18 protein-coding genes are annotated in these 22,296 nt (G+C 71.9%); 10 read left to right on the forward strand and 8 right to left on the reverse strand.

The window, feature by feature from the left end; genetic code table 11:
• Positions 1–55: 55 nt before the first annotated feature.
• A complete protein-coding gene (locus tag ACFXB5_RS13660) occupies positions 56–1,228 on the forward strand; it encodes a PucR family transcriptional regulator (RefSeq protein WP_385206615.1) in 1,173 nt (390 codons plus the stop codon).
• A 135-nt stretch (positions 1,229–1,363) separates the two neighbouring features.
• Here ACFXB5_RS13660 and ACFXB5_RS13665 read toward each other — a convergent pair whose 3' ends face one another.
• The 4 genes from ACFXB5_RS13665 to ACFXB5_RS13680 all read right to left on the reverse strand — a co-directional run bounded on the left by ACFXB5_RS13665 (position 1,364) and on the right by ACFXB5_RS13680 (position 7,665).
• Positions 1,364–2,299: an RNA polymerase sigma factor gene (locus ACFXB5_RS13665; RefSeq protein WP_385206571.1), complete on the reverse strand. Its 936-nt coding sequence runs from the start codon at positions 2,297–2,299 to the stop codon at positions 1,364–1,366.
• A complete protein-coding gene (locus ACFXB5_RS13670) occupies positions 2,299–3,828 on the reverse strand; it encodes a DUF1996 domain-containing protein (RefSeq protein ID WP_385206574.1) in 1,530 nt (509 codons plus the stop codon). Before ACFXB5_RS13670 ends, ACFXB5_RS13665 begins: the two co-directional genes overlap by 1 nt.
• Positions 3,829–3,848: 20 nt before the next feature.
• Positions 3,849–4,490 carry a DUF4142 domain-containing protein gene (locus ACFXB5_RS13675; RefSeq protein ID WP_201848333.1) on the reverse strand — a complete coding sequence of 214 codons (642 nt, stop codon included), beginning with the start codon at positions 4,488–4,490 and terminating at the stop codon, positions 3,849–3,851.
• 310 nt (positions 4,491–4,800) lie between these two features.
• On the reverse strand, positions 4,801–7,665 hold the full coding sequence (locus ACFXB5_RS13680; protein ID WP_385206577.1) for a BTAD domain-containing putative transcriptional regulator: 2,865 nt from the start codon (positions 7,663–7,665) through the stop codon (positions 4,801–4,803).
• 140 nt (positions 7,666–7,805) lie between these two features.
• On the opposite strand from ACFXB5_RS13680, the gene ACFXB5_RS13685 reads away from it, so the two are divergent.
• The 8 genes from ACFXB5_RS13685 (at position 7,806) to ACFXB5_RS13720 (ending at position 16,741) form a co-directional block, all read left to right on the forward strand.
• Positions 7,806–8,357: a sigma-70 family RNA polymerase sigma factor gene (locus ACFXB5_RS13685; RefSeq protein WP_385206580.1), complete on the forward strand. Its 552-nt coding sequence runs from the start codon at positions 7,806–7,808 to the stop codon at positions 8,355–8,357.
• 99 nt (positions 8,358–8,456) lie between these two features.
• Positions 8,457–9,539 (forward strand): LacI family DNA-binding transcriptional regulator, encoded by a 1,083-nt coding sequence (locus ACFXB5_RS13690; RefSeq protein ID WP_385206582.1) that lies wholly within the window; start codon positions 8,457–8,459, stop codon positions 9,537–9,539.
• 131 nt (positions 9,540–9,670) lie between these two features.
• Positions 9,671–10,990, forward strand: a complete 1,320-nt coding sequence (locus ACFXB5_RS13695) for an ABC transporter substrate-binding protein (protein WP_385206585.1) — start codon at positions 9,671–9,673, stop codon at positions 10,988–10,990.
• A gap of 67 nt (positions 10,991–11,057) precedes the next feature.
• A complete protein-coding gene (locus tag ACFXB5_RS13700) occupies positions 11,058–12,017 on the forward strand; it encodes a carbohydrate ABC transporter permease (protein ID WP_201848325.1) in 960 nt (319 codons plus the stop codon).
• A complete protein-coding gene (locus tag ACFXB5_RS13705) occupies positions 12,017–12,928 on the forward strand; it encodes a carbohydrate ABC transporter permease (RefSeq protein WP_385206588.1) in 912 nt (303 codons plus the stop codon). Before ACFXB5_RS13700 ends, ACFXB5_RS13705 begins: the two co-directional genes overlap by 1 nt.
• A gap of 47 nt (positions 12,929–12,975) precedes the next feature.
• Positions 12,976–13,956 carry a hydroxyacid dehydrogenase gene (locus tag ACFXB5_RS13710; protein ID WP_385206618.1) on the forward strand — a complete coding sequence of 327 codons (981 nt, stop codon included), beginning with the start codon at positions 12,976–12,978 and terminating at the stop codon, positions 13,954–13,956.
• Between the two features lie 68 nt (positions 13,957–14,024).
• Positions 14,025–15,968, forward strand: coding sequence for a DUF2264 domain-containing protein (locus ACFXB5_RS13715; protein WP_385206591.1), 1,944 nt, complete (start codon positions 14,025–14,027; stop codon positions 15,966–15,968).
• A complete protein-coding gene (locus ACFXB5_RS13720; protein ID WP_385206593.1) occupies positions 15,965–16,741 on the forward strand; it encodes a sugar phosphate isomerase/epimerase family protein in 777 nt (258 codons plus the stop codon). The genes ACFXB5_RS13715 and ACFXB5_RS13720 overlap by 4 nt, the downstream gene beginning before the upstream one ends.
• A 388-nt stretch (positions 16,742–17,129) precedes the next feature.
• Here the strand turns inward: ACFXB5_RS13720 and ACFXB5_RS13725 are convergent, their stop codons facing one another.
• Positions 17,130–17,654, reverse strand: coding sequence for a hypothetical protein (locus ACFXB5_RS13725; RefSeq protein ID WP_385206594.1), 525 nt, complete (start codon positions 17,652–17,654; stop codon positions 17,130–17,132).
• A 275-nt stretch (positions 17,655–17,929) separates the two neighbouring features.
• On the opposite strand from ACFXB5_RS13725, the gene paaK reads away from it, so the two are divergent.
• On the forward strand, positions 17,930–19,237 hold the full coding sequence (gene paaK / locus ACFXB5_RS13730; protein ID WP_385206597.1) for a phenylacetate--CoA ligase PaaK: 1,308 nt from the start codon (positions 17,930–17,932) through the stop codon (positions 19,235–19,237).
• A gap of 95 nt (positions 19,238–19,332) precedes the next feature.
• Here paaK and ACFXB5_RS13735 read toward each other — a convergent pair whose 3' ends face one another.
• From ACFXB5_RS13735 to ACFXB5_RS13745, 3 genes are all read right to left on the reverse strand, one after another.
• Positions 19,333–20,172 (reverse strand): lysophospholipid acyltransferase family protein, encoded by an 840-nt coding sequence (locus ACFXB5_RS13735; RefSeq protein ID WP_385206600.1) that lies wholly within the window; start codon positions 20,170–20,172, stop codon positions 19,333–19,335.
• A gap of 14 nt (positions 20,173–20,186) precedes the next feature.
• Positions 20,187–20,942: a GNAT family N-acetyltransferase gene (locus ACFXB5_RS13740; protein WP_385206603.1), complete on the reverse strand. Its 756-nt coding sequence runs from the start codon at positions 20,940–20,942 to the stop codon at positions 20,187–20,189.
• Between the two features lie 200 nt (positions 20,943–21,142).
• Entirely contained in the window at positions 21,143–21,826 is a 684-nt protein-coding gene (locus ACFXB5_RS13745) for a peptide deformylase (protein ID WP_385206606.1), read from the reverse strand.
• Positions 21,827–22,296 lie beyond the last annotated feature (470 nt).

Here is a 22,296-nt window from a genome sequence, read left to right on the forward strand (position 1 = left end):
CACGGACCTGACCGACCCCCCAACGGCCAGGTCTCCCCCCGGCAAGAACGAGGTAATGATGGGCGAACTCGTGAACCGCATCTGGTCCCGCCCCCGTGGCGAGTGGACCCGTGTGCTGCGCAATGAACTCCCGTCCCTGGCCGACGAGGTGGTTGAGAACCTTCGGCACAGAATTCCGGGATTCGCCGAACTCCTGGAGGACTCTGAGCGAGACAAGGTCCGATGGGGAGTCGAGCAGGCTCTCCTGACCGCACTCGGCCACCGCAAGGCGGGCGAGGACGGCGCGGGCGAGCAGGCCGCCGCCTCCGGTGAGGAGGCGCTGGCCGAGGTGCCGCCCGAGCGGGCCCGGCGCGATCTGTTCGAGGCCCTCATCGGTGAGGTGGCGGTCTCCGAGCGCACCCTGGTGGAGCTCTCCCGGGCCGCCCGCTGGCCGCTTCCCGAGACGGTGCAGGCCATCGCCCTGCCCACCCCGGGTGAGGCCCCGCAGCTGGCCGCCGTGCTGGGAGACACCCTCATCGGCGCGGTCGGCGACGAGCTGTGCCTGCTGATCCCCGACCCGGACGCGGACCCGGGACCCACCCCGGACCCCGGCACCGCCGCCGCCCAGGAGGGCGAGAAGGACCCGGAGCGGGAACCCACCCCGGCCGAGCCCGGCACCCGGGCGGCGCTGGAGACCGCGCTGCGCGGCCGTACCGCGGCCGTGGGCCATGTGGTGCCGCTCAACGACGCGGCCTCCTCGCTGCGTTGGGCCCGGCGCCTGCTGACCCTGGCGCCCGCCCGCTCCGGCCCCGAGGCCCGGGTGCTCTTCGTCGACGACCATCTGTCGATGCTGCTGCTCCTGCAGGACGAGTCGCTGGTCCGGGCGCTGGCCGCCCGGTGGCTCAAGCCGCTGGTCGGGCTGACACCCCGGCAGAGCGAGCGCCTGCAGATGACGCTGCTGGCCTGGCTGGAGGGCGGTGGCGCGCCCGAGGCGGCCAAGGCCCTCAAGGTGCATCCGCAGACCGTGCGATACCGGCTGCGCCAGATCGAGAAGCTCTTCGGGCCCGGCCTCCGGGACCCCCGAATACGCTTCGAGCTGGAGATGGCGCTGCGCGGCCGCAGGCTGATGGCGCAGGTGGACCGGATACGGCGGCACGCGTCCCGGGTGAGCCGCCGGACCCGTACCGGCGCACCCCCCGGTGTACGGCCGCTGGGCATCGCCAGGGAGGCGCGCGTCAACGGACTCTGACCAGGACCGCCACCAGAAGAGTCCGACCAGGACTCCGCCACCAGAAGGCGAACCGCCGGCCGCGCTCACGCGGTCGGCGGTTTTCGCTGCCCCGGCGGTTCGGGGAGCCCGCCGGGATCGCCGGAGCGGGGTGGTTCAGCCCATCGCCCCGGCGGGCGCCGCCGTACGCGGGGCCGTGCGCATCGCGGCGTTCAGGCCGAGGAGTTCGCGGTAGGCGTGGGCGCAGAAGGCGCATTCGGCGAGATGGCGAGCGAGCGCCCGGCCGCGCACCCCGCCGCGGCGCACCGAGGAGCCGAGCTGGCCGCTGTAGTGCCGGCACCGGTCGTCGCGCGCCGACTCCAGATGGGCCCGCAGATACGACTCCCGCAGCCCCTCCCGGGCCCGGAAGGCCAGCGAGGTCACCCCGCTGGGGGAGATGCCCAGGACCATGGCCACCCGGTGCGGGGTCTCCTCCTCGACGAGGGTCAGCCACAGCACGGTCTGCCAGCGCTCGGGGAGTCCCCGGAAGCTGCGGATGAGCAACCGGCGGTCCTCCCGGGCCACCAGATGCTGCTGGGGGTCGGCCGTGGGCGCGTGCTGCCGCCAGGACTCGAAGTCGGCGGTGAGCAGCACCCGGCGCTCCCCGGCGCTCCACTCCATCGCCGTATGGCGCACCACGGTGAGCAGATACGGCCGCCAGGAGCCCCGCGGACCGCCCCCGGCGCGAACGGCCTGGAAGGTGCGGAAGAACGCCTCGGAGGCCAGGTCCTCGGCGTCATGGGGGTCACGGCAGCAGGTCCGGGCGTAGCGCAGGGTCGCCGGGTGGTGGCGGCGGTAGAGCAGGTCGGCCGCGGCCGACCTGCTGCTGCCCGACCGGTAGCCCTCCACCAACTCCCGGGTGAGCTCCTGGTCCGAGGGGGGACGGACCGATCGGTCGGTATGTCCCGGTCCCGGGAACCCCTCGGTGTCCGGATGCTCCGCCGCCGGAGGGTCGGTGGCCGCCTCGTCGTCCGCGGCCTGGTGTAAGTGCCCGGTGACAGCGCGGCGCGCGCCGGCCTTCCGGCCGACGCGCGCCTGGTGAGTGTGTGCCATCAGCCGCACTGCTTGCCGCTGTTGATGCAGTCCACCGCCTCGTTCATCAGGTCCTCCGACATCACGTTGATGAAGTCGTCGTGGTCCGTGATGGGCTTGTGCAACTGCTCGGGGAAGCCGTCCACGGCGAACGGGGTGTTGGCCGGCACGTCGTAGGTGATGGTGTTCACCAGCTGGGGGATGGCCTTGAAGCCGTTGGGGCAGGAGCCGTCCTCGCCTGCGAACGCCACGTGGTCACGGTGGTTGGCGCTGTCGATGTTCTGGCCGTCCCAGCAGCTCTGGAAGTCGAAGGTCCGGGTGACCGAGCTGCCCTCGGGGCAGAGCGGGTACTTGTCGGTCAGCTGACGGTCCTCGAAGCCGGTGCAGCTCCAGGAGGCGTTGGCGTTCTTGTCGCCGTTGGTGAAGGCCTTGGCGTCACCGGTGATGATGCGCAGGAACTTCGGCATCGCGGTGACCTTGCTCTGCGCGTTGCCCTTGAACTCGATCTTGGAGCTCTTGGGGGTCAGGATCGTGCCGACGTTGCCCTCCTGGCCGCCACCGAGCTGGTCGGCGTCGGCCTCGTCCTTGCCGTCCTGGGCGCGGACCACGGGCCAGTAGTAGGTCGACTTGTCGTCCTGGTTCTTGCAGGAGGTGCCGCCCTGCTCGAACGTCTGGTTGTTGGCGAAGGCGTCGTTCTTGTCGCTGCCCACGTAGTCGTGCATGTGGTGGGCGCCGTTGCCGACACCGGGCGCGACGATGACGTTGTCACTGTTGCGCAGCCCGGGGTCGCCGACTCCGCACTCCGAGGAGAAGGTGCCGGAGGAGCCGTTCCCCTGGGCCTCCGGCGGCTGCTGGACGTTCGGCTGCACCTTGGTGATGTCGACGAAGTCGTCCTGCGCCGGGCCGTTGCCCGCCTGACCGCCGGCGTTGCCGGGCACCTCGTTGGCGCCCTCGCCGCCCTGCTGGTCGCCACCTTGCTGGTCGCCGCCCTGCTGCTGACCGCCCTGCTGGTCGCCGCCTTGCTGCTGACCACCTTGCTGGTCGCCGCCTTGCTGCTGACCGCCCTGCTGGTCACCACCCTGCTGCTGACCGTCCTGGCCCTGGCCGGCCTGGGTGGCGACCTCCTGCCACTTGCAGTTGGCCATGCCCTGCAGCTGGGAGTTGTCGCCGCCCATGGCCGAACCGATGTTGTCCAGCGTCTGGGAGCGGTCGTCGTTGAGCTTGGAGAGCACGGCGTCGTTCGAACCCTGCTGCTGGTTCATCTGCTGGTACGCCTTGGCCACCTGGTTGTCCAGCTCGGCCAGGTTCTTGTCGACCTCGGGCCTGGACTTCGACGGCACGTCACTCAGCTGCTGCCCCACATCGGGACACTGGATCGTCCCCGCCTTCGCGGCCACGGTGCTGTTCTGCTGGTCGGAGCCGCTCTTGTCGCCGTGGGCGGACGCGTTGGCGGCGATGATCGCGGCCCCGCCGCCGCCGAGCGCCAGCGCGGCGACGATGGCGACGGTTTTGTTCGTAAACCGCCCGCGTTTGTGGGTCTGTTGCCTCATGAGATCACTTCACTTAGTCGTTAGAGGGCGTCGAAGTCGACAAGCCCGGTGTCCTCGAGGACCGTGATGTGGTCGAGAACGATGGCATTGGCCCTGGTGGCCAGAGATCTGACCATGGAGTTGCGGCTCTCGGCTCGCACTTGCGCCACAAGGTTGAACACCTTGCCGTGAGCGGCGCGCAACCGGTTTGCGAACACCCGCTCGAACTCGGCGCTGCTGCCAGCGTTGGTCATCTCATTCAGCCAACCCTGCTGCTGTGCGTTGGGCTGACTGGGCAGCTGGATTCCGAGAGCCCGGCCGACTTCCTCGGAACGGCGGTCGAGTTCGGTGTGTCCTTCGATGAGATGCTCACCGGCGGTCTTCACGGCGTCCCGACCGCCACGCTCCTGGGCGAGGCGCCCGGCGGGGAGCTCCCACGTTCCGGCGAGCCTGACTTTGCGGACAAAGTCCCGGTCAGTGGCCGTGAGCGGACCGTACTGGGTGCTGACCGTCCCACCGCCGTCGTCCGCGACGCCATTGCGCGGCAGGGCCACGCTGCTCTCACCGAACAACGACACCGGAATGAGGATCGCCGCCAGGGTGACGGCGAGCGCCCCAATGATGAGCCCGGTGCCGATGGTACGGCTGGAGGCGATGGATCTGGTGAGGTTTGCTGATGGCACAGCGCCCTCCTTGGTTCGGAGTGACACCGGACGCTAGTACCTCGTGTGGCTCGGTCGTGGAGACCTCATCACTAGTGAATAAAGCCGGGACAGAGATCATTACCTGCTGGTACCCTCCGCGGCCGCCCTCCGGAGGGCGCTCACAAAGATTTTTCCCACCCGGTTGAGCAACTCACCGGGGCCGTACGTACGGCAGGGAGAACCCGGTGCACGGCCTCGTCCGAGCGGCCCGGCCGCACACCGTCCCGACGACCCGGAGGCGCCCCGCCGTGGATGCGACAGCGCGGAAGACCACGCCCACCAGGCCCCGTCATCCGCTCAGAGCCGAGGCCGGATGCGGTGACTGCCGGTACTGCCCCAGTTTGCCGTCGAGGACCCGGGCATCGGGGTGGTTCAGCTCCTGGAGAATCTCCAGGGCCCGCCGCCAGTCGGTGAGCGCGGTGGCCACATCGCCCTGGGCCAACCGGGTGTCCCCCTGGTGGTGCAGGGTGTCGGCCTCCAGATACCGGTCGCTGATCTCGCGGTAGATGAGAATCGCCCGGCCGTAGGACGTGAGGGCGTGCTCATACCGTCCGAGATGGTGGTACGCGTACCCCAGGCTGTCCAGCGCGGCGGCCTCGCCGGACGCGTCGCCGATCCGCCGGTGCAGTTCGACGGCCTCCCGGCAGCGGGCCAGGGCGTGTTCGTACTCATCGAGCAGGATATGGGTCCAGCCGATCTCGTTGAGCACGCTGGCCTGTCCGCTGATGTGGTCCAGGGCGACATAGTGGCCGAGCGCCGGCCGGTAGTGGTCCAGCGCCTCCTGGTAGCGGCCCTGACAGTTGGCCAGGAAGGCCAGGGCGCGCAGGGCGCGGGCCTGCCCGGCCCGCTCGCCGAGCTCCGTGAACAGCTCCAGCGCCCGCTCCAGCTGGCCGTACCCCTCCTCGTACCGGCCCAGCCGTCCCTCGGCGAAGCCCAGGGTGCGGTGGCTGTGCGCCTGGCCGAGCCGATCGGACAGGGCCCGGGCCGCCCCCAGCGCGGTGCGCTGGATGGCGGTCTGCTCCTGCCAGTGGCCGCGCCGGTCCAGGAAGAGCTCCAGCGTCACGGCCAACTGCCAGGCGTGGGTCGGGAATCCGTGGTCGCGCGCGTGCTCGACGACCGACAGCAGTACGCAGCGCTCGGCCGACAGCCATGCCTCGGCGCGCTCCTGGCCGCCGAGGTGCTCGGGCGCCGCGTCGGGCCGGGCCGGGGACACGGGCAGCGGTTCGGTCCGGTGCGGGGCGAGCCGCGTGGCGGCGGTGCGCGCGGTGTGCAGATAGTGGTCGAACATCCGGTGCCGGGCGTCCTGGCGGATCTCCTCCGCCTCATGGTCCTGGACCAGCTCCATGGCGTAGGCCCGCAGCAGATCGTGGAAGGTGTAGCGGCCCGGGTCGTGCTCCACCAGCAGATGGGCGCGGGTGAGCGCGGCCAGCAGGGCCCGGGTGACCCGGAGCGGCAGCCCGGCCAGGCTCGCGGCCGCCGCGGTGGAGACCTCGGGCCCAGGGTGCAGGGCCAGCAGCCGGAACAGCCGGGCGGCCTCCGGCTCCAGCGCCCGGTAGGACCAGGAGAAGACGCTCCGTGCGTCGGTGCTCGGATCGGCGCCCGCGAACGCGTCGAGGTTGCCCTGGCTCTCGCGCAACTCCGCGGCGACAGAAGAAAGGGGAAAGGAGGGACGGGTCGCGGCGCGGGCGGCCACCACCGCCAGTGCGAGCGGCAGCCGCCCGCACAGCCGGATGATGGTCGCCACCGCCTGCGGCTCCGCGGCGACCCGGTCCGTGCCCAGCCGCCGGACGAGTGCCTCATGGGACTCGGCCGACGACAGCGGCCCCAGAGTAAGAGGACGGGCCCCCTCGCTCGCTATCAGCCCGTGCAGCTGATTGCGGCTGGTGACGATGGTCAGACAGCCGGGGGAGCCGGGCAGCAGCGGCCGTACGTGCTGGGAGTCCACCACATTGTCCAGCAGGACCAGCATCCGCCGCCCCGCCAGCAGACTGCGGTACAGCGCGGTCTTGGCGTCCAGACCCGTGGGCACCCGGCTCGGCGGAAGGCCCAGCGCATGGAGGAATCCGCGCAGCGCCTCGTTCGGCGACATCATCGAACCGGTCGGATCGAAGCCGCGCAGATTGGCGTAGAGCTGTCCATCCGGGAAACGGTGGGCGATCCGGTGCGCCCAGTGCACGGCCAGCGCGGTCTTGCCGATCCCGGCCATCCCGTCGATCGCGCTGATCACCAGCGGGGCCGGTGAGGCGACCCCGGCGCCCTCGGGCAGCAGGGCGTGGATACCGGCGAGTTCGTTGTGACGACCGCTGAACGCGGGCAGATCGGGCGGGAGTTGCGCCGGGCGGACCGCCGGGGTGGGCGGCGTCGCCGGAGGGGTTGGCTGGACCGGCTCGGCGGGGGCCGGGGTCGACCGGGGCACCACCTCGCGGTGGGCGGCGCGCAACTCCGGGCCGGGCGCCACGCCGAGCTGGTCCGCCAGCCGGTTCCGCGCCGTGGCGAAGACCTCCAGCGCCTCGGCCCGCCGTCCGGTGGTGGCGAGCACCCGGATCAGCTGGGCCTGGAGGGTCTCGTCCAGCGCGTGGTGGGCGGCGAACTGCTGGAGCACGGTGGGCAATTGCTCCGGCACCTCGGAGGCCAGCGCCGCGATGGCGGCCTCCTTGGCGATGGCCAGAAGTTCACGGTCGACACCGGAGAAGACGGGATGGGTCTGGATCTCGGAGGGGACTCCGGTGGCGGTCGGCCCCTGCCACAGGGCGAGCGCCTGGGCGAAGAGCTCCGCCCCCCGCTCCGGCTCCCCCTCGGCGGCGGTGCGCCGGGCCGATTCGCTCAAGCGCCGGAAGCGCAGCAGATCCAGCGCGTCCGGGTCGGCGTTCAGCCGGTAGCCGCCGGAGCTGCGCACCAGCCGGCTGCCCTCCGCCCGCGCCGCCAGGCCCGGTTCCAGCAACCGACGCACCGAACCCACATGGCGGTGCACCACATTCACCGCGGTGCTCGGCGGATCCTGTGCCCAGAGGACGTCGACGATCTCGCTGAGCGCTACCGGCTGTCCGGCCCGCACCAGCAACAGCGCCAGCAGGGCTCGCTGTTTGGGCGGGCCCAGCTCCAGTTCGGCGCCCTCGCGCCACGCCCTGACCGGGCCTAACACCGTAAATCGCACAACTGGGGATCTTAGTCGAGCCCGTTTCGGGCACCGTGCTCTTCCGGCCGTGGTGTGACGTCAGACTTTCGTCACTCAATCGGCGTCCCCTTCTTTTACGCTCCCGCCATCGACACATTCGCCTCGGGGGGAACGGGACGATGGACATCAACGCGGCGGCCGTCATGACCGACGCCGACACCTTCGTGAAGACGCTGTACCGGCGTCATGGCTCGGCGCTGCTCCGGCTGGCGGCCCGATTACTGGGCGGGGACTGGCACCGGGCCCAGGACATCGTGCAGGAGGTGGCGATCCGGGCCTGGCAGCGGCCGATGGACGTCGGCCCCATGGACGCCACCGCCCGCCACCGGCTGTTCACGGTGGTGAGCGATCTGGTCGGCGATCTGGCCGGCGACGCCCACCAGGACCAGGTGGAGCCGCGGATGGAGATGGCCGGTGAGGCGGACATGGCGCTGCTGGCCGCGCCGGACGCGGTCGATCAGACGCTCACCGCCCGGGTGGTGTGGGACGCCCTGGCGGACCTGGCGCCCCCGCAGCGGGAGGTGCTGCTGCATCTGCACTATCTGGACCGCAGTGTGAGCCAGGCGGCCCTGGCGCTCGGGGTGCCCACCGGAACCGTCAAATCGCGGACGTACTACGCGACTCGGGCGCTGCGGTCGGCCCTGCGGGCGCGGGGGATCACCGACCGCTGACCGCCCCGGCCATCGCCGACTGTTTTCTGATCGAATGATCGCTACTATGGCGGTGTTTCGATAGGAAGACGAAAGCCGATCGCGTCGGAGGTGGGGAACATGCGGGAGCCGGCGCAGAAGCGGCAGGCACGGATCGCGGCCCTCGTGGAGGCCCGGGGCAGCGCCCGGATCACCGATCTCGCGGATGAGCTGGCGGTGTCCGTCGTCACCGTACGGCGGGACGTGGAGGAGCTGGCCCAGCGCGGGGAGCTGCGCCGCGGTCACGGGGTGGCGCGCTCGCTGCGGCCGATGCCTACGGAGTCCACCACCACCGGCGACACCATCGGCATGGTGGTCCCGGTGGGCAACACCTATCTCACCGAGGTCGTCCAGGCGGCGCGGGGGGCCGCCGAGAAGACCGGGCTGCGGCTCGCGCTGCACATCGCCGCGGACGAGCGCGGCACCGAGCGCGCGGTCCGCCAGGCGCTGGACGCGGGGGCGCGGGGGCTGCTGCTCGCCCCGCGCTGGCGCACCGAGGCGGGGGCACGGGCGGACCACACCTGGCTCGCCGCCCTGGAGGTCCCCGTGGTGCTGGTGGAGCGCCGGCCCCACCGGGGCAGCGCGATCTACGGGCTGGACTGTGTGCGCTCGGACCACGCCTACGGGGTGCATCTGGCGCTGGAGCACCTGATCTCGCTGGGGCATCGGCGGATCGTGCTGGCGGCGCGCGACGACAGCCCCACCGCGCGGGTGATCCGGTCGGAGTTCGCCGCGCAGACCGCGGCCCGCGGCATCAGTGAGGCGTGCCCGGTGATGCTCAGCTCGCGCACCGCGGGGCCCGATCCCCGTCCGCGCGAGGAGCGGGAGGCCGACCTGGTCGGCGCGGTGCGCCGCGCCGGGGCCACCGCCGCGCTGATCCACGGCGACATGGACGCGCTGGTGCTGGTCCAGCGGCTGCGGGAGGCGGGCGTCGAGGTGCCGGGCGACTGCTCGGTGGTGGCCTACAACGATGTGGTCGCCGACATGGGGCAGATCGCGCTGACGGCGGTGGCCCCGCCCAAGGGGGAGGTGGGGCAGGCGGCGCTGGAGCTGCTGACCCGGCAGCTGGAGCGGACCCGGGCCGGGCGGTGGGCCGGTGCCGCCCGCCATCTGGAGCTGCTGCCGGAGCTGGTGGTCCGGGATTCCACCGCCCCGCTTCACTGAGCGTTTGACCGCTTCAGTTTCTTCTGTTCGATGTATTGACGGCTTTTCAGTCAAGCGATCAGGATTCCCTCTGACTCCACCGTTGAATCAGGGGAGGGTCCATGCCTGGCCACAGACGCCCAGGACGCCCGATGCCCGGACACCGGGCTACGGCGGGTACCACCGCACTGCTCACGCTGCTCGTCCTCATCCTGGCGGGCTGCTCCACAAGCCGCGGGTCCGACACCGTCGGTGACGGTCCCGTGCGCCTCACCTTCTGGTCGGCGCTGCGCGGCAGCCAGGAGGTCGTCGACGAGTTCAACCGCACCCACACCGACATCAAGGTGGACTTCCAGCAGGTCCCCTCCGGCGAGCAGGGCGGCTGGGCCAAGCTCAGCAACGCCGCCCGCGCGGACAACGCCCCCGATGTCGCCACCATCGAATACCCCCAGCTGCCCAGCTTCACCATCGACGGCGTGCCCCGGGACATCACCAAGCTGCTGCCCGACTCGGTACGCCGCAAGATCCTGCCGCAGGCGCTGGACCTCACCACCTTCGACGGGCGCACCTACGCCGTACCGGTGGACATCGAGCCGATGGTCTTCCTGTATCGCAAGGACATCTTCACCAAGAACCACATCCCGGTCCCCAAGACCTGGGCGGAGTTCGAGAGTTCGGCCCGCAAGCTCAAGAAGGCCCAGCCCCGCTCCCGTATCGCCAGCCTCTTCACCACCGGCGGCACCCTCTACATGGCCGGGTACGCCTGGCAGGCCGGGGCCCAGTGGTACCAGACCTCCAACGACACCTGGCGCGTCTCCATGGACGACGCCCCCACCCGCAAGGTCGCCGGCTACTGGCAGCGGCTGAAGGACGACGACCTGGTGCGCGTCGAACCCGGCTCCAGCCAGCAGTGGCGGGCCCATCTGCGCAGCGGTGAGACGTCCGGCTATCTGGCCGGCGCCTGGGCCGCGGGCTCGATGATGGCGTCCACCCCCGATGGCAAGGGCAAATGGGCCATCGCGCCGATGCCGCAGTGGGACCCGGCGAAGCCCAAGGTGAGCACGCAGGGCGGCTCGACCTTCATGGTCACCAAGGACAGCCGGCACCCCAAGGAGGCCATGGAGTTCATCTCCTGGATGGTGACCAGCCCCGACGCGCTGAAGGCCAAGCTCGCCAGTGGTGTCAGCAGCGCCTTCCCGTCCGTGCCCAGCCTGGTCCCGGTCGCCCGCAAGGAGATGGACACCAGCTACTTCTCCGGACAGGACATCTTCGGTCTCTTCGGGAAGCAGGCCAAGATGATCACCTCCAGCTGGAAGTGGGGGCCGCGGATGGTGTCGACCACCACCTCCGGCGACGACGGGCTCGCCCGGGCCGGGGTCGGCAGCGGCACCGTCCTGGAGGCCCTGCGCGAAGCCCAGAACAGAACCATGCCCGACCTGAAGAGCCTCGGCCTGTCGGTCACCACCGACTGAGCCCGCCCCGCCACCTCACACCGAACCTTCAAGAGCCGCACTCACCAAGCCTGAGCCGAGGTACCCCGTGAGCACAGTCACGTCCTCAAGACGGACGGCGCCGCCACAGGCGGCCGCCGCCGACCCGCCCCGCAGAATCGGACGGCGCCAGCAGCGGATCGCCGCAACCGTTCTGCTGACTCCCTTCACGGCACTGCTCATCGCCGTGTTCCTCGTCCCCGTCGGCTACGCCATCTACCTCAGCTTCTTCGGCGAGGACCACAGCGGCCTCGGCTTCGGCGGCGGGGAGACCGTCTTCACCGGACTGCGCAGCTATCTCGCGGTGCTGCAGGACCCCAGCTTCCTCTCCGGGTTCGGCACCATCGCCCTCTACTGCGTGATCTTCGTTCCCACCGTGGTCGTCAGCGCCCTCGCGCTCGCCCTGCTGCTCGACTCGGGCCTCATCCGGCTGCGCCGGACCTCGCAGATGCTGCTCTACCTACCGCACGCCGTCCCCGGCATCATCGCGGCCGTCATCTGGCTGTACCTCTACACCCCGGGGCTCAGCCCGGTCATCAAGCTCTTCGCGCAGGCCGACATCACCGTCGACTTCCTCGGCCTGCACACCGTGCTCCCGTCGATCGTCAACATCGCCCTGTGGAGCGGCCTCGGCTACAACATGATCATCTTCTATGCCGCGCTCCAGGCGCTGCCGCGTGAGGTGATCGAGGCGGCGACCATCGACGGCGCCGGCGGCATCCGCACCGCGCTCCAGGTCAAGGTGCCCATCATCCGGGGCTCCGTGGTGATGGTGTGCATGTTCTCCCTGATCGGCGCGCTGCAGCTGTTCACCGAGCCCATGCTGATGAACCAGGCCACCCCGATGGTCAACTCCCGCTTCACCCCGAACATGTACATCTACGACGCGGCCTTCCGCCGCAACAACTACGGACTCGCCTCCGCGGCCTCCGTCATCCTCCTGATCGTCACCTGCGTCCTGTCGTACGCCGTGACGCGCTGGTCGGGCCGCCGGGAACGGAGAGCGTGATGACCACGACCACACCCACCACCCCCGTGAACCCCTCCCGGGGACCGTCCAAGCCGCTCGGCAAGCCCTTCGGCGGCTCCAAGCTGACCAGCCGCGGCATCGCCAACGCCGTGGTCCTGATCGCCGCCCTCTACACCATGCTGCCCGCGCTGTGGCTGGTGCTGGCGTCCACCAAGAACGCCGACGCCCTCTTCGGCAGCGACATCTTCTCGCTCGGCGACTTCTCCTTCGGCCGCAACCTCTCCGACCTGTTCTCCATGGACGGCGGGCTCTACGGCGAGTGGTACGTCAACAGCCTGCTGTACGCGGTCGTCGGGGCCCTGGTCGGCTCGCTCATCAGCGTCGCCGCGGGCTACGCCTTCGACAAGTACGAGTTCCGGCACAAGGAGAAGTTCTTCGGGCTCGTCCTCACCGGTGTCATGGTGCCGCCGACCGTGCTGGCCCTTCCGCTCTATCTGGTGGCCTCCGAGATCGGGATGGTCAACACCTTCTGGGCGGTCTTCATCCCGGTGCTCTTCAACCCCTTCGGCGTCTATCTCGCCCGCCTGCTCAGCAGCGGCTATGTGCCCAACGAGGTGCTGGAGGCGTCCCGGGTCGACGGCGCGGGCGAGCTGCAGACCTATGTGCGGGTCAGCCTGCGGATGCTCGGGCCCGGGTTCGTGACCGTCTTCCTCTTTCAGCTCACGGCCATCTGGAACAACTTCTTCCTTCCGATGGTGATGCTCTCCGACCAGCATCTGTATCCGCTCAGCCTCGGCCTCTACACCTGGAACAGCGCCGCCACCGTCTCGCCCGAGTACTACCCCCTCGTGGTCATCGGCTCACTGCTCGCCGTCGTGCCGCTGATCGTGGCGTTCGTCCTGTTGCAGCGCTACTGGAAGTCCGGACTGACCGCAGGGAGCGTCAAGTGACCGCAACCCACCTCTCCGCCCGCCGCCGCCCCCGTGCCGTCCTGGCCATGGCCGAGCGGTCCGCCCGGCAGGTGCTCGGGCCCGCGAGTCTGGACCGGCTCATCGACCTCCTCGACCTCGACCCCGGCCTCGTCCTCGACGACTTCACCACCCCGGCCGCCCGCCGCGCCCTCGCCGACACCGAACTGCTGGTCACCGGCTGGGGCTGCCCGCCCCTGGACCACGGCACGCTCGACGCCGCGCCCCGGCTGCGCGCCGTGGTCCACACCGCGGGCACCGTGCGCCACCACATCACCGACGCCTGCTGGGAGCGCGGCATCGAGGTCTCCTCGGCGGCCGCGGCCAACGCCGTGCCCGTCGCCGAGTACACCGTCGCCATGATCCTGCTGTCCAACAAGCGCGTCCTGGACATCGCCCGGGACTACCGCGCCGAGCGACGCACGATCGACTGGAACGAGCGCTATCCGGACGCGGGCAACTACCGCCGGACGGTGGGCATCCTCAGCGCCTCCGCCATCGGCCGCCTGGTGATCGAGCTGCTGCGCCCGTACGACCTCGACCTCCTGCTGTACGACCCGTATGTCACCGCTCAGGAGGCGAAGGAGCTCGGGGCGCGCCAGGTGCCCCTGCGGGAACTCTTCGCCGGCAGCGATGTCATCAGCGTCCACACCCCCCTGCTGCCCGCCACCCAGGGGCTGGTCAGCCGGGAGCTGCTGGCCGCCATGCCGGACGGCGCCACGCTCATCAACACCGCGCGCGGGGCGGTGGTGGACCAGGAGGCGCTGACCGAGGAGGTGGTGGCCGGGCGGATCCGCGCCGTCCTCGACGTCACCGTGCCGGAGCTGCTGCCCGCCGACTCCCCGCTGTACGACTGCGACAACGCGCTCATCACCCCGCATATCGCCGGGTCCAAGAGCGGTGAGCTGCGCCGCCTGGCCGACCTCGCCATCGGCGAGATCGAGCACTACGTCACCGGCCGCCCCTTCGCCCACCCCGTACGACCGGAGATCCTCGACCGCTCGGCATGAGAGGGCGCGCCACCCCACCCATCCGCGCGCCCTCCAACGTCCCGCGACCCCAGGAGGCCCACCCCACCATGCCCGAACTCCCCTTCCTCCTCCCCGCCGACGACCGCACCCTCAGCCCCCACACCGGCTACACCCGCGCCCACTGGGAGGCCGCCGCGGACGGCATGCTGCACGCCGCCCTCCGCTACGCCACCCCCGGCCAGGCCCTGATCGACCTGCCCGGCCCGCCGTCCAGGTCCGGGGTGCGCTCCGACGGGCTCGAAGGGTTCGCCCGCACCTTCCTGCTCGCCGCCTTCCGCGGCGCCGGGGCCTCGGGCAAGGACCAGCACGGCATCCTGGAGCGCTACACCGAGGGGATCGCCCGCGGCACCCTCACCCCCGGGCGCGAGGACGCCGAGTCCTGGCCGGTGATCGGCCATCACGGGGCCCAGGGCCAGCCCATGGTGGAGTCCGCGTCCGTGGCCCTGGGCCTGCGGCTCACCGCGCCGTGGACCTGGGAGGCCCTGCCGTCCGACGCCCAGGACCGCACCGAGGAGTGGCTGCGCGGGGCGCTGCGCCACCAGCCCTCCCCGAACAACTGGTACCTCTTCCCCCTCACCGTGGCCGGTTTCCTGGAGTCCGTCGGACGCGGCGACGCCGAGACGGCCCGCGCCATCGAGCGGGGGCTCGGCCTGCTGGAGGGCTGGTACCAGGGCCAGGGCTGGTACTCCGACGGCGACGGGCGGTCGTTCGACCACTACAACGGCTGGGCGCTGCACATGTACCCGCTGCTCCACGCCCATCTCGCGGGCGACGGGGTACTCCTGGACCGGCTCGGCCCCCGGCTGCGCACCTTCCTCGAAGGCTTCTCGCTGCTCTTCGACGCCGACGGCGCCCCCATCCACCACGGCCGCTCCCTCACCTACCGCTTCGCCGCCGGAGCCTCGGTGGCACTCGGCGCCCTCACCGGCCACACCCCCCTCGCCCCCGGCACGACCCGCCGCCTCCTCAGCGGAGCGCTGCGCCACTTCCTGGACCGCGGGGCCCTGACCGAGGACGGGGTGCTGAGCCTGGGCTGGTACGGGCCGCACGCCGCGACCCTGCAGCGCTACTCCGGGCCCGGCTCGCCCTACTGGGCCTCCAAGGGGTTCCTCGCCCTGCTGCTCCCGCCCGACCACCCGGTGTGGACCGCGACCGAGGAGGCCGCGCCCGCCGAGGGGCCGGACCGGGCGCTGGCGCTGCCCGCCGCCGGGTTCCTCGTCCAGACCACGGGCCGGGACGGGCTGGTGCGGCTGCACAACCACGGCAGCTACAAGCTCCGCCCCTGGGAGGCCGAGCACGGGCCCGCCGATCCGCTCTACGCCCGGCTCGCCTACTCCACCCGCACCGGTCCCACCAGCGCGGACAACACCCCCGACAACCACATCGCGCTCGAAGAGCGCGGTGTGCGCACCGCCCGGCTGCGCGTCCACCCCCTGGCCGCGGGCCCCGACTGGCTCGCCTCCTCCCACACCCCCGCCTTCCCCGACGGCGGCCCCAAGGTGCCCTCGATCCGCATCGACAGCCTGACCCTCGTCCGCGGCCGCCTCGAAGTGCGAATCCACCGCACCGCGGGCGTCCCCGCCGGGACCCGGATCCACCACAGCGGCTGGGCCGTCGCCCTGCCCCCGGGCACCCCCGCGGAGACCGAGGAGGGCGCCGAGATACGGCTGGACGGGGGCGAGGTGACCGGTCAGCTCCTCGGACTGCACGGCTGGGCGACCGCCACCGCGGTCCGGGCGCCGCAGGGCACCGCGTACGGGCCGTGGGCCCTGGTCCCCGAACTCACCGGCACCGTGGGCGAGGACCCCTCCGGCACCCTCTTCGTCGCGCTGGCCTCGCTCACCGGGGAGCGCGACCCGGCCCCGCTCGCCGATCTCGCCACCGCCGAGGTGAACGGGCTCGCGGTCACCGTACGTCCGGCGGACGGCGGGGCCTTCGTGGTGGACTTCGGCGCGGGCGACGCGCCCACCGTCACGGAGGTGGGGGCGTGACGCGGCTCGGCATCTGCTCGGTGACCCTGCGCCGGCTCGACCCGGACCGGGTGATCGCCGCCGTGGCCGGAGCGGGTCTGGAGTGCGTCGAATGGGGCGGTGACGTCCATGTGCCGCCCGGCGACGAGGTCACCGCCCGGCGGGTCCGCGACGCCACCGTGGACGCCGGGCTCGCCGTCGCCTCGTACGGCTCCTACTACCGTGCCGGACACAGCGATCCGGAGGAGTTCGACGCGGTGCTCCGCTCAGCCGTGGCGCTCGGCGCACCGCGCATCCGGATCTGGGCGGGCGTCACGGGCACGGAGGAGACCCCGGCCGAGGGGCGCCGCGCGGTGGTCGAGGACACCCGGCGCGCCGCCGCGCTCGCCGCGGACGCGGGGGTCGAACTCGCCTATGAGTTCCACCGCAACACCCTGACCGACGGCGCGGACCACACCCTCCGGCTGCTGGAGGAGGTGGACCGCGCCGACGTCGCCACGTACTGGCAGCCGCCCGTCGACATGCCCGACGCCGAGGCGCTGAAGGGGCTGGACGCGCTGGGGGACCGGATCGCCGCGGTGCACGCCTTCTCCTGGTGGCCCGGAACCACCCGGCTGCCGCTGACCGCCCGCGCCCCGCTGTGGCGCAGCGCCTTCGAGCGGCTGCTCGCGCACCGAGCCGAGCTGTCCGCCGACGGCCCGCCGCTGGATGTCCTGCTGGAGTTCGTACCGGAGGACGATGAGCGGCTGCTGCCCCGGGAGGCGGCCACGCTGCGGGCGCTCGCCGACGTCTAGCGCCTACGGCGGGCTGCTCCCCTCCCCGCCCCTTCCCGAAACTGGGGCTCCGCCCCAGACCTCGGGCCGGAGTTGCGCTCCGGGCCCCGGGTCGGGGTTGCGCCCCCGGGCCCGGGTCGGGGCTCCGCCCCAGACCTCGGCCGGGGCCCCGGACTGAGGGCTTCGTCTCGGGCTCGGGGCGGGGGCTTTGCCCCAGATCTCGGACTGGGGTTCCAGACCTCGGACCGGGGTTCCGCCCCCTCCCGCCGGATCGATATGCGGCTCCGCCGCGTGGTGGGGCTCCGCCCCTTAACCCGGGGTCCAGGGGCGAAGCCCCTGGTTCGGGAAGGGGCGGGGAGGGGAGAGAGCCGCCGGACACGGGATCGGCGGCGAGTAATGGACGGGTAAATCACTTGGAGGTGCCGGAGGCACCCCCGTAGGAGGTGCCCTCCTCGATGGTGCCGCCGAACCGCTCCCGGAACTTCTCCATGTTCTTCCGGGGCGAGGACGACAGCACCCAGCGGTTGCCGACCAGATAGACGCCGCCGTACATCTGCGCGGTCTCCAGCCAGTCGCGCTGGTTCTTGGCGGTGGCGAAGTCGACGAAGAGGAACTTGCCCTTGGAGTTCTTGCAGACGGCCTGGCGGTAGTCGTCCACCTTGGTGGTGAACTCGGGCTTGCACCCGGCGGCCGAGGCGAGCTGCTCCACCCGCGCGGCCTTGGGCGTGGGACTGGCGCTCGCGCTCGGCCGTGCGGCGTTCCCCCCGGTCTCCGCCTTGGCGTCCGCCTTACCGTCCCCGCCGCCGCATCCCGCGATGGCGAGCAGCGCGCCCGCGGCCGCCACGACCGCTACCGCGCGCGGGCCGTGGCGGCGCGGGGCGCGGTCGGCGGTCCGGACCGGGTGCGGAGCGTCGGCATCGGCGGCGTCGTACATGAAAGGCCCTCTCGCGTCGTCGGATTCGGGGTGCGGCTGTGTCCCTCGCGTCTACGGGTACGAATGGAGGGCGCCGATCGTTCACCGGCCTCGCGCCGTTCCGCGCCGTTCCGCGCCGTTCCGCGCCGTTCCGCGCCGTTCCGCGCCGGTCTCCGCCGGGCCGGGCGCGCACGGGGATGTCCGGACCCTTGACACCCAGGTCGGATGCTGGATTACTGGACCGCGCCCGAACGGTAACCGAATGTTCGGTCGGCATCCGGAGGTGGTGGACGGCCATGGTGGAACCGCTGAGCGGGGCTCCGCTCGACGACGCCGAGCGGATGAGCCCCGAGGAGCTGAGGGCTCTTCAGCTCACCCGGCTGCGCGCCACCTTGCGCCATGCGTACGACCACGTCGAGGTGTACCGCAAGAAGTTCCGCGAGGCCGGGGTCGGCCCCGAGGACTGCCGCACCCTGGAGGACCTGGCCCGGTTCCCCTTCACCACCAAGGCCGATCTGCGCGACAGCTACCCCTTCGGGATGTTCGCCGTGGAGCAGAGCGAGGTGCGGCGGCTCCACGCCTCCAGCGGCACCACCGGCCGCCCCACCCTCGTCGGCTACACCGAGCACGACCTGTCGGTGTGGGCGGAGGTGATCGCCCGCTCGATCCGTGCGGCCGGCGGCCGCCCCGGCCACAAGGTGCACATCTCCTACGGGTACGGCCTGTTCACCGGTGGCCTCGGCGCCCACTACGGCGCCGAGCGGCTCGGCTGCACCGTCATCCCCGCCTCCGGGGGGATGACCGCCCGGCAGGTGCGGCTCATCCAGGACCTCAGGCCCGAGATCATCATGATCACGCCCTCCTATCTGCTGACGCTCCTGGACGAGTTCGAGCGGCAGGGCGTCGACCCCCGCTCCACCTCCCTCCAGGTCGGCATCTTCGGAGCCGAGCCCTGGACGGAGGAGATGCGCCGGGAGATAGAGGAGCGCATGGACATCCACGCGGTGGACATCTACGGGCTCTCGGAGGTGATGGGCCCGGGGGTGGCCCAGGAGTGCGTGGAGACCAAGGACGGGCTGCACGTCTGGGAGGACCACTTCTACCCCGAGATCGTGGACCCGCTCACCGATGAGGTGCTGCCCGGTGGCGAGGAGGGGGAGCTGACCTTCACCACCCTCACCAAGGAGGCGCTCCCCGTCATCCGCTACCGCACCCGGGATCTCACCCGGCTGCTGCCCGGCACCGCCCGCCCCGCCTTCCGGCGCATCCAGAAGATCACCGGCCGCTGCGACGACATGCTCATCGTGCGCGGGGTCAATGTCTTCCCCAGCCAGATCGAGGAGATCGTGCTGAGGGTCCCGTCGGTGGCCCCGCACTTCCAGCTCGAGCTGACCCGACGCGGCCGGATGGACCATATGGCGGTGCGGATCGAGGCACGCCCCGGGGTCGGCCCCGAGCGGCGCGCGGACGCCGCCACGGCGATCGCGCGGGGAGTCAAGGACGGGGTGGGGCTCACGGTCGAGGTGGAGGTCGTGGACCCGGAGACGCTGGAGCGCTCCGTGGGCAAGATCCGCCGGGTCAAGGACCTGCGGATGGAGGGCTGAGCGGACACCGGGCCGAGCCGCCCCGGGCGCCGTCCGTGGACGGGACGGGACGGGACCCGGGGGGAACGGACTCGGCTTGCCGGCCCGAGGGTTTCTCAGCGTGCCAGCCCGAGGGCGGCGACCTCGTGATGGAGGGGCAGCCGCGCCCCGCACACGGTCGCCTGGGCCTGCGCCGCGACCCGGCGCCGGTCGTCGACGTCCCGCATCGGCCGCAGCGGCTGGTGCACATTCACCCGCACCGTGAGCCCGTCGGCGCGGATCACCCGGCGCAGCGAGTGGCCGAAGTCGTCCTCGCCGACGAAGGCGGCCACCGTGGTCGGGGCGCCGTGCTGGACGTAGTCCAGGGTCACCGGGCGCACCGGCGCGCCCGCGTCCAGCGCGGCCTGGAAGGTGGCCCGGCGGAAGCTGCCGCCGGTGCCAGCACACCAGGTGATGCCCTGCGGGAAGGCCATCACCGACTGGCCGTCGCGCAGCCGGGCCGCCATCTCCCGTACGGTCGCGGGGAGTTCGCGCAGCGAGTCGCGGTCGATGTACAGCGTCCCCGCGCGGGTGACCATCGGGCCGATCAGCGGCCAGCCCGCGATCTCCCGCTTGGCCAGCATGACCACGGGCTCTATCGACAGCAGCGCGAGGATGTCGATCCAGGAGATGTGGTTCGCCACGATCAGCGTGCCGGTGGTCCCCGGGGCGCTGAGCGTGCTGTCGCCCGCCACCTCCAGCCGGATGCCCAGGGAGTCCAGCAGCGCCGCCGCCCGCGCCCGCAGCGTCTCGGGCTCGGCGATCCGCCGGCCGGACACCAGCGCGCCCAGCACCGCCCGGCCGAAGACCGCGGCCCGCCGGGCGACCCGGGTGGCCGGGACGCGGTCGGCGGCGTGGGCGACACAGCCGGTGGTGCACGGCGACCAGGCCGCCCAGGCGTGTGCGGGCAGACTCATCGGGGCCGGGACGGTCACTGGGATTCACCCAGGAAGTAGCGGCGGTAACGGTCGTTCATCCGCTCGGTGTCGAGCAGCACGAAGAAGTCGGCGTCGTTGAAGGCCCGGTCGTGCTGCGGGGAGCCGCACATCCAGGCGCCCACCCGCAGATACCCGCGCAGCAGCGGCGGCAGATCGGCGTAGCTGGGCTCGCCGTCCAGCGGCCGCGAGGGTATCCAGGGGTCGAGCGGGTGGACCCGCATCTCCGGCGGGGCGGCGTGCTTGGTGGTGCCGAGCAGCCAGGCGTTGGCGGCGGCCTGCTCGCCCTCGGCCAGCGGCACCGAGGCGCAGCCCGCGAGGTAGCGGTGGCCGGACAGCAGTACATAGCGGGCCAGACCGGCCCACATCAGGTTGATGACGGCACCCGAGCGGTGGTCGGCGTGCACACACGCGCGGCCGGCCTCGACCATGGACGAGCGGACCTCGGCCGGAAGACCGTGCAGATTGAACTCGGTGTCCGAGTAGAGCCGCTCACTGCGCCCCGGAGGAAGCAGCCGGTAGGTGCCGACCACGGTGCCCGTCGACGTGTCGGTGACGATCAGGTGGTCCATGACCTCGTCGAACTCGTCCACGTCGCGGCCGTCGACCGCCGCGTCCAGCCGGCCGCCCCTCTCCTCGCCGAACACCTGGTAGCGCAGCCGCTGCGCGGCGTGGATCTGCTCCTGCGTGTGGGCGATCGAGGTGACGTACGAGCTGGTGGGCGCCGTTGTGGACGTCGTGAGCACGGACATTCCTGTTCTCCGTTCGAGGGAAGTCAGGAGCGGTGGGGACTGGGGAAGAGCGGAAGAAACGCCTCACTCGCCGTGGTACGCGGAGGCGGCGCGTACCGGGGCGTCCACCAGTCTTGCCGTGGCGACGTACGTCACAGTGTCCGTGCGGTGATTCGGCGACTGCCAGTCGATGACGAAAACATGCCGCAGGTCGGCCGTGGTTACGGAGCGGTAGCGCCGGTGCCGCCGCTGTCATCGGCGGCGCCGGTGGCGCTCGGCAGCGGAAAACCCAGTGAATGGGCCGCGGTGGCGGGGGTGGGCTGGGACCAGTAGTCACTTACCGCCTCGGCCGAGGACAGGGAGCGGGTTTCGGCCAGATCCAGATAGAGGACGCCGTCGAGGTGGTCGGTCTCGTGCTGGACGATCCGCGCGGGCCAGCCGGTGAACTCCTCGTCCAGCTCCCGTCCCGTCTCGTCCTGCCCGCGCAGCCGGATCCGGTCCGGGCGGCCGACCACGGCCTGCCAGCCGGGGACGCTCAGACACCCCTCGAAGAAGGCCGCCCGGCCGTCGCCGACCGGTTCGTAACGGGGATTGACCAGCACCCGGTACGGCTGCGGCACCCGACCGCGCGCCTCGCGCACCTCGGTCGTCACCTCCGCCGGGTCCTCGATCACCGCCAGCCGCAGCGGCACACCGACCTGCGGGGCCGCGAGCCCCACTCCGGGCGCGGAGTGCATGGCTTCCCGCATCGCCGTCAGCAGCCGGTCCAGCTGGTCCGCGGCCAGCTGGCCCTCGTACGGCAGGGCCGGTCGCCGGAGCACGGGGACGCCCGCGGAGAGGATCGGCAGCGGGCGGGTCCCGGAGAGCAGTTCGTCGACAAGGTCGGACAGGGTGGTGGTCGGCATGGGGGACAGCCTGGCAAGACGATCACGCCACGGCAATTCGGGGGGCGGGGGGTTGGGGTCCGGGCGCCCTCGTGCGCGGGTGCTCACCATCGGACAAAAGGTGAACAGGGCACCGATGGGGTCCGTAGAGGTGTGAGGAGCCGCCGGGGAACATCCCACGCCCCCGCGGCTCGGCCGAGTCTCCCGGCTCGGCCGCTGCCGCTCCGCGGTGCTCTCCCCGTTGTGCAGCGGGGCGGCAGCCTTCCGGTGGCCGTGGGGAGAGTCCGGCGGAGCTTGGCGCCTGCGGCGGGCTGCTCCCCTCCCCGCCCCTTCCCGAAACCGGGGCTCCGCCCCAGCCCCCGCACCGGGGCTCCGCCCCAGCCCCCGCACCGGGGCTCCGCCCCAGCCCCCGCACCGGGGCTCCGCCCCAGCCCCCGCAACCGGGGCTCCGCCCCGGGTCCTGGACCGGGCTACGCCTCAGGCCCCGCAAC

The organism is Streptomyces sp. NPDC059455, from assembly GCF_042750115.1.
GTDB lineage: Bacteria > Actinomycetota > Actinomycetes > Streptomycetales > Streptomycetaceae > Streptomyces > Streptomyces endocoffeicus.

Coding starts and splice junctions, on each gene's coding strand:
- ACFXB5_RS13660 (WP_385206615.1), top strand. CDS start 56: ATGATGGGCGAACTCGTGAACCGCATCTGGTCCCGCCCCCGTGGCGAG.
- ACFXB5_RS13665 (WP_385206571.1), bottom strand. CDS start 2,299: ATGGCACACACTCACCAGGCGCGCGTCGGCCGGAAGGCCGGCGCGCGC.
- ACFXB5_RS13670 (WP_385206574.1), bottom strand. CDS start 3,828: ATGAGGCAACAGACCCACAAACGCGGGCGGTTTACGAACAAAACCGTC.
- ACFXB5_RS13685 (WP_385206580.1), top strand. CDS start 7,806: ATGGACATCAACGCGGCGGCCGTCATGACCGACGCCGACACCTTCGTG.
- ACFXB5_RS13690 (WP_385206582.1), top strand. CDS start 8,457: ATGCGGGAGCCGGCGCAGAAGCGGCAGGCACGGATCGCGGCCCTCGTG.
- ACFXB5_RS13695 (WP_385206585.1), top strand. CDS start 9,671: ATGCCCGGACACCGGGCTACGGCGGGTACCACCGCACTGCTCACGCTG.
- ACFXB5_RS13705 (WP_385206588.1), top strand. CDS start 12,017: ATGACCACGACCACACCCACCACCCCCGTGAACCCCTCCCGGGGACCG.
- ACFXB5_RS13710 (WP_385206618.1), top strand. CDS start 12,976: ATGGCCGAGCGGTCCGCCCGGCAGGTGCTCGGGCCCGCGAGTCTGGAC.
- ACFXB5_RS13715 (WP_385206591.1), top strand. CDS start 14,025: ATGCCCGAACTCCCCTTCCTCCTCCCCGCCGACGACCGCACCCTCAGC.
- ACFXB5_RS13725 (WP_385206594.1), bottom strand. CDS start 17,654: ATGTACGACGCCGCCGATGCCGACGCTCCGCACCCGGTCCGGACCGCC.
- paaK (WP_385206597.1), top strand. CDS start 17,930: ATGGTGGAACCGCTGAGCGGGGCTCCGCTCGACGACGCCGAGCGGATG.
- ACFXB5_RS13735 (WP_385206600.1), bottom strand. CDS start 20,172: ATGAGTCTGCCCGCACACGCCTGGGCGGCCTGGTCGCCGTGCACCACC.
- ACFXB5_RS13740 (WP_385206603.1), bottom strand. CDS start 20,942: ATGTCCGTGCTCACGACGTCCACAACGGCGCCCACCAGCTCGTACGTC.
- ACFXB5_RS13745 (WP_385206606.1), bottom strand. CDS start 21,826: ATGCCGACCACCACCCTGTCCGACCTTGTCGACGAACTGCTCTCCGGG.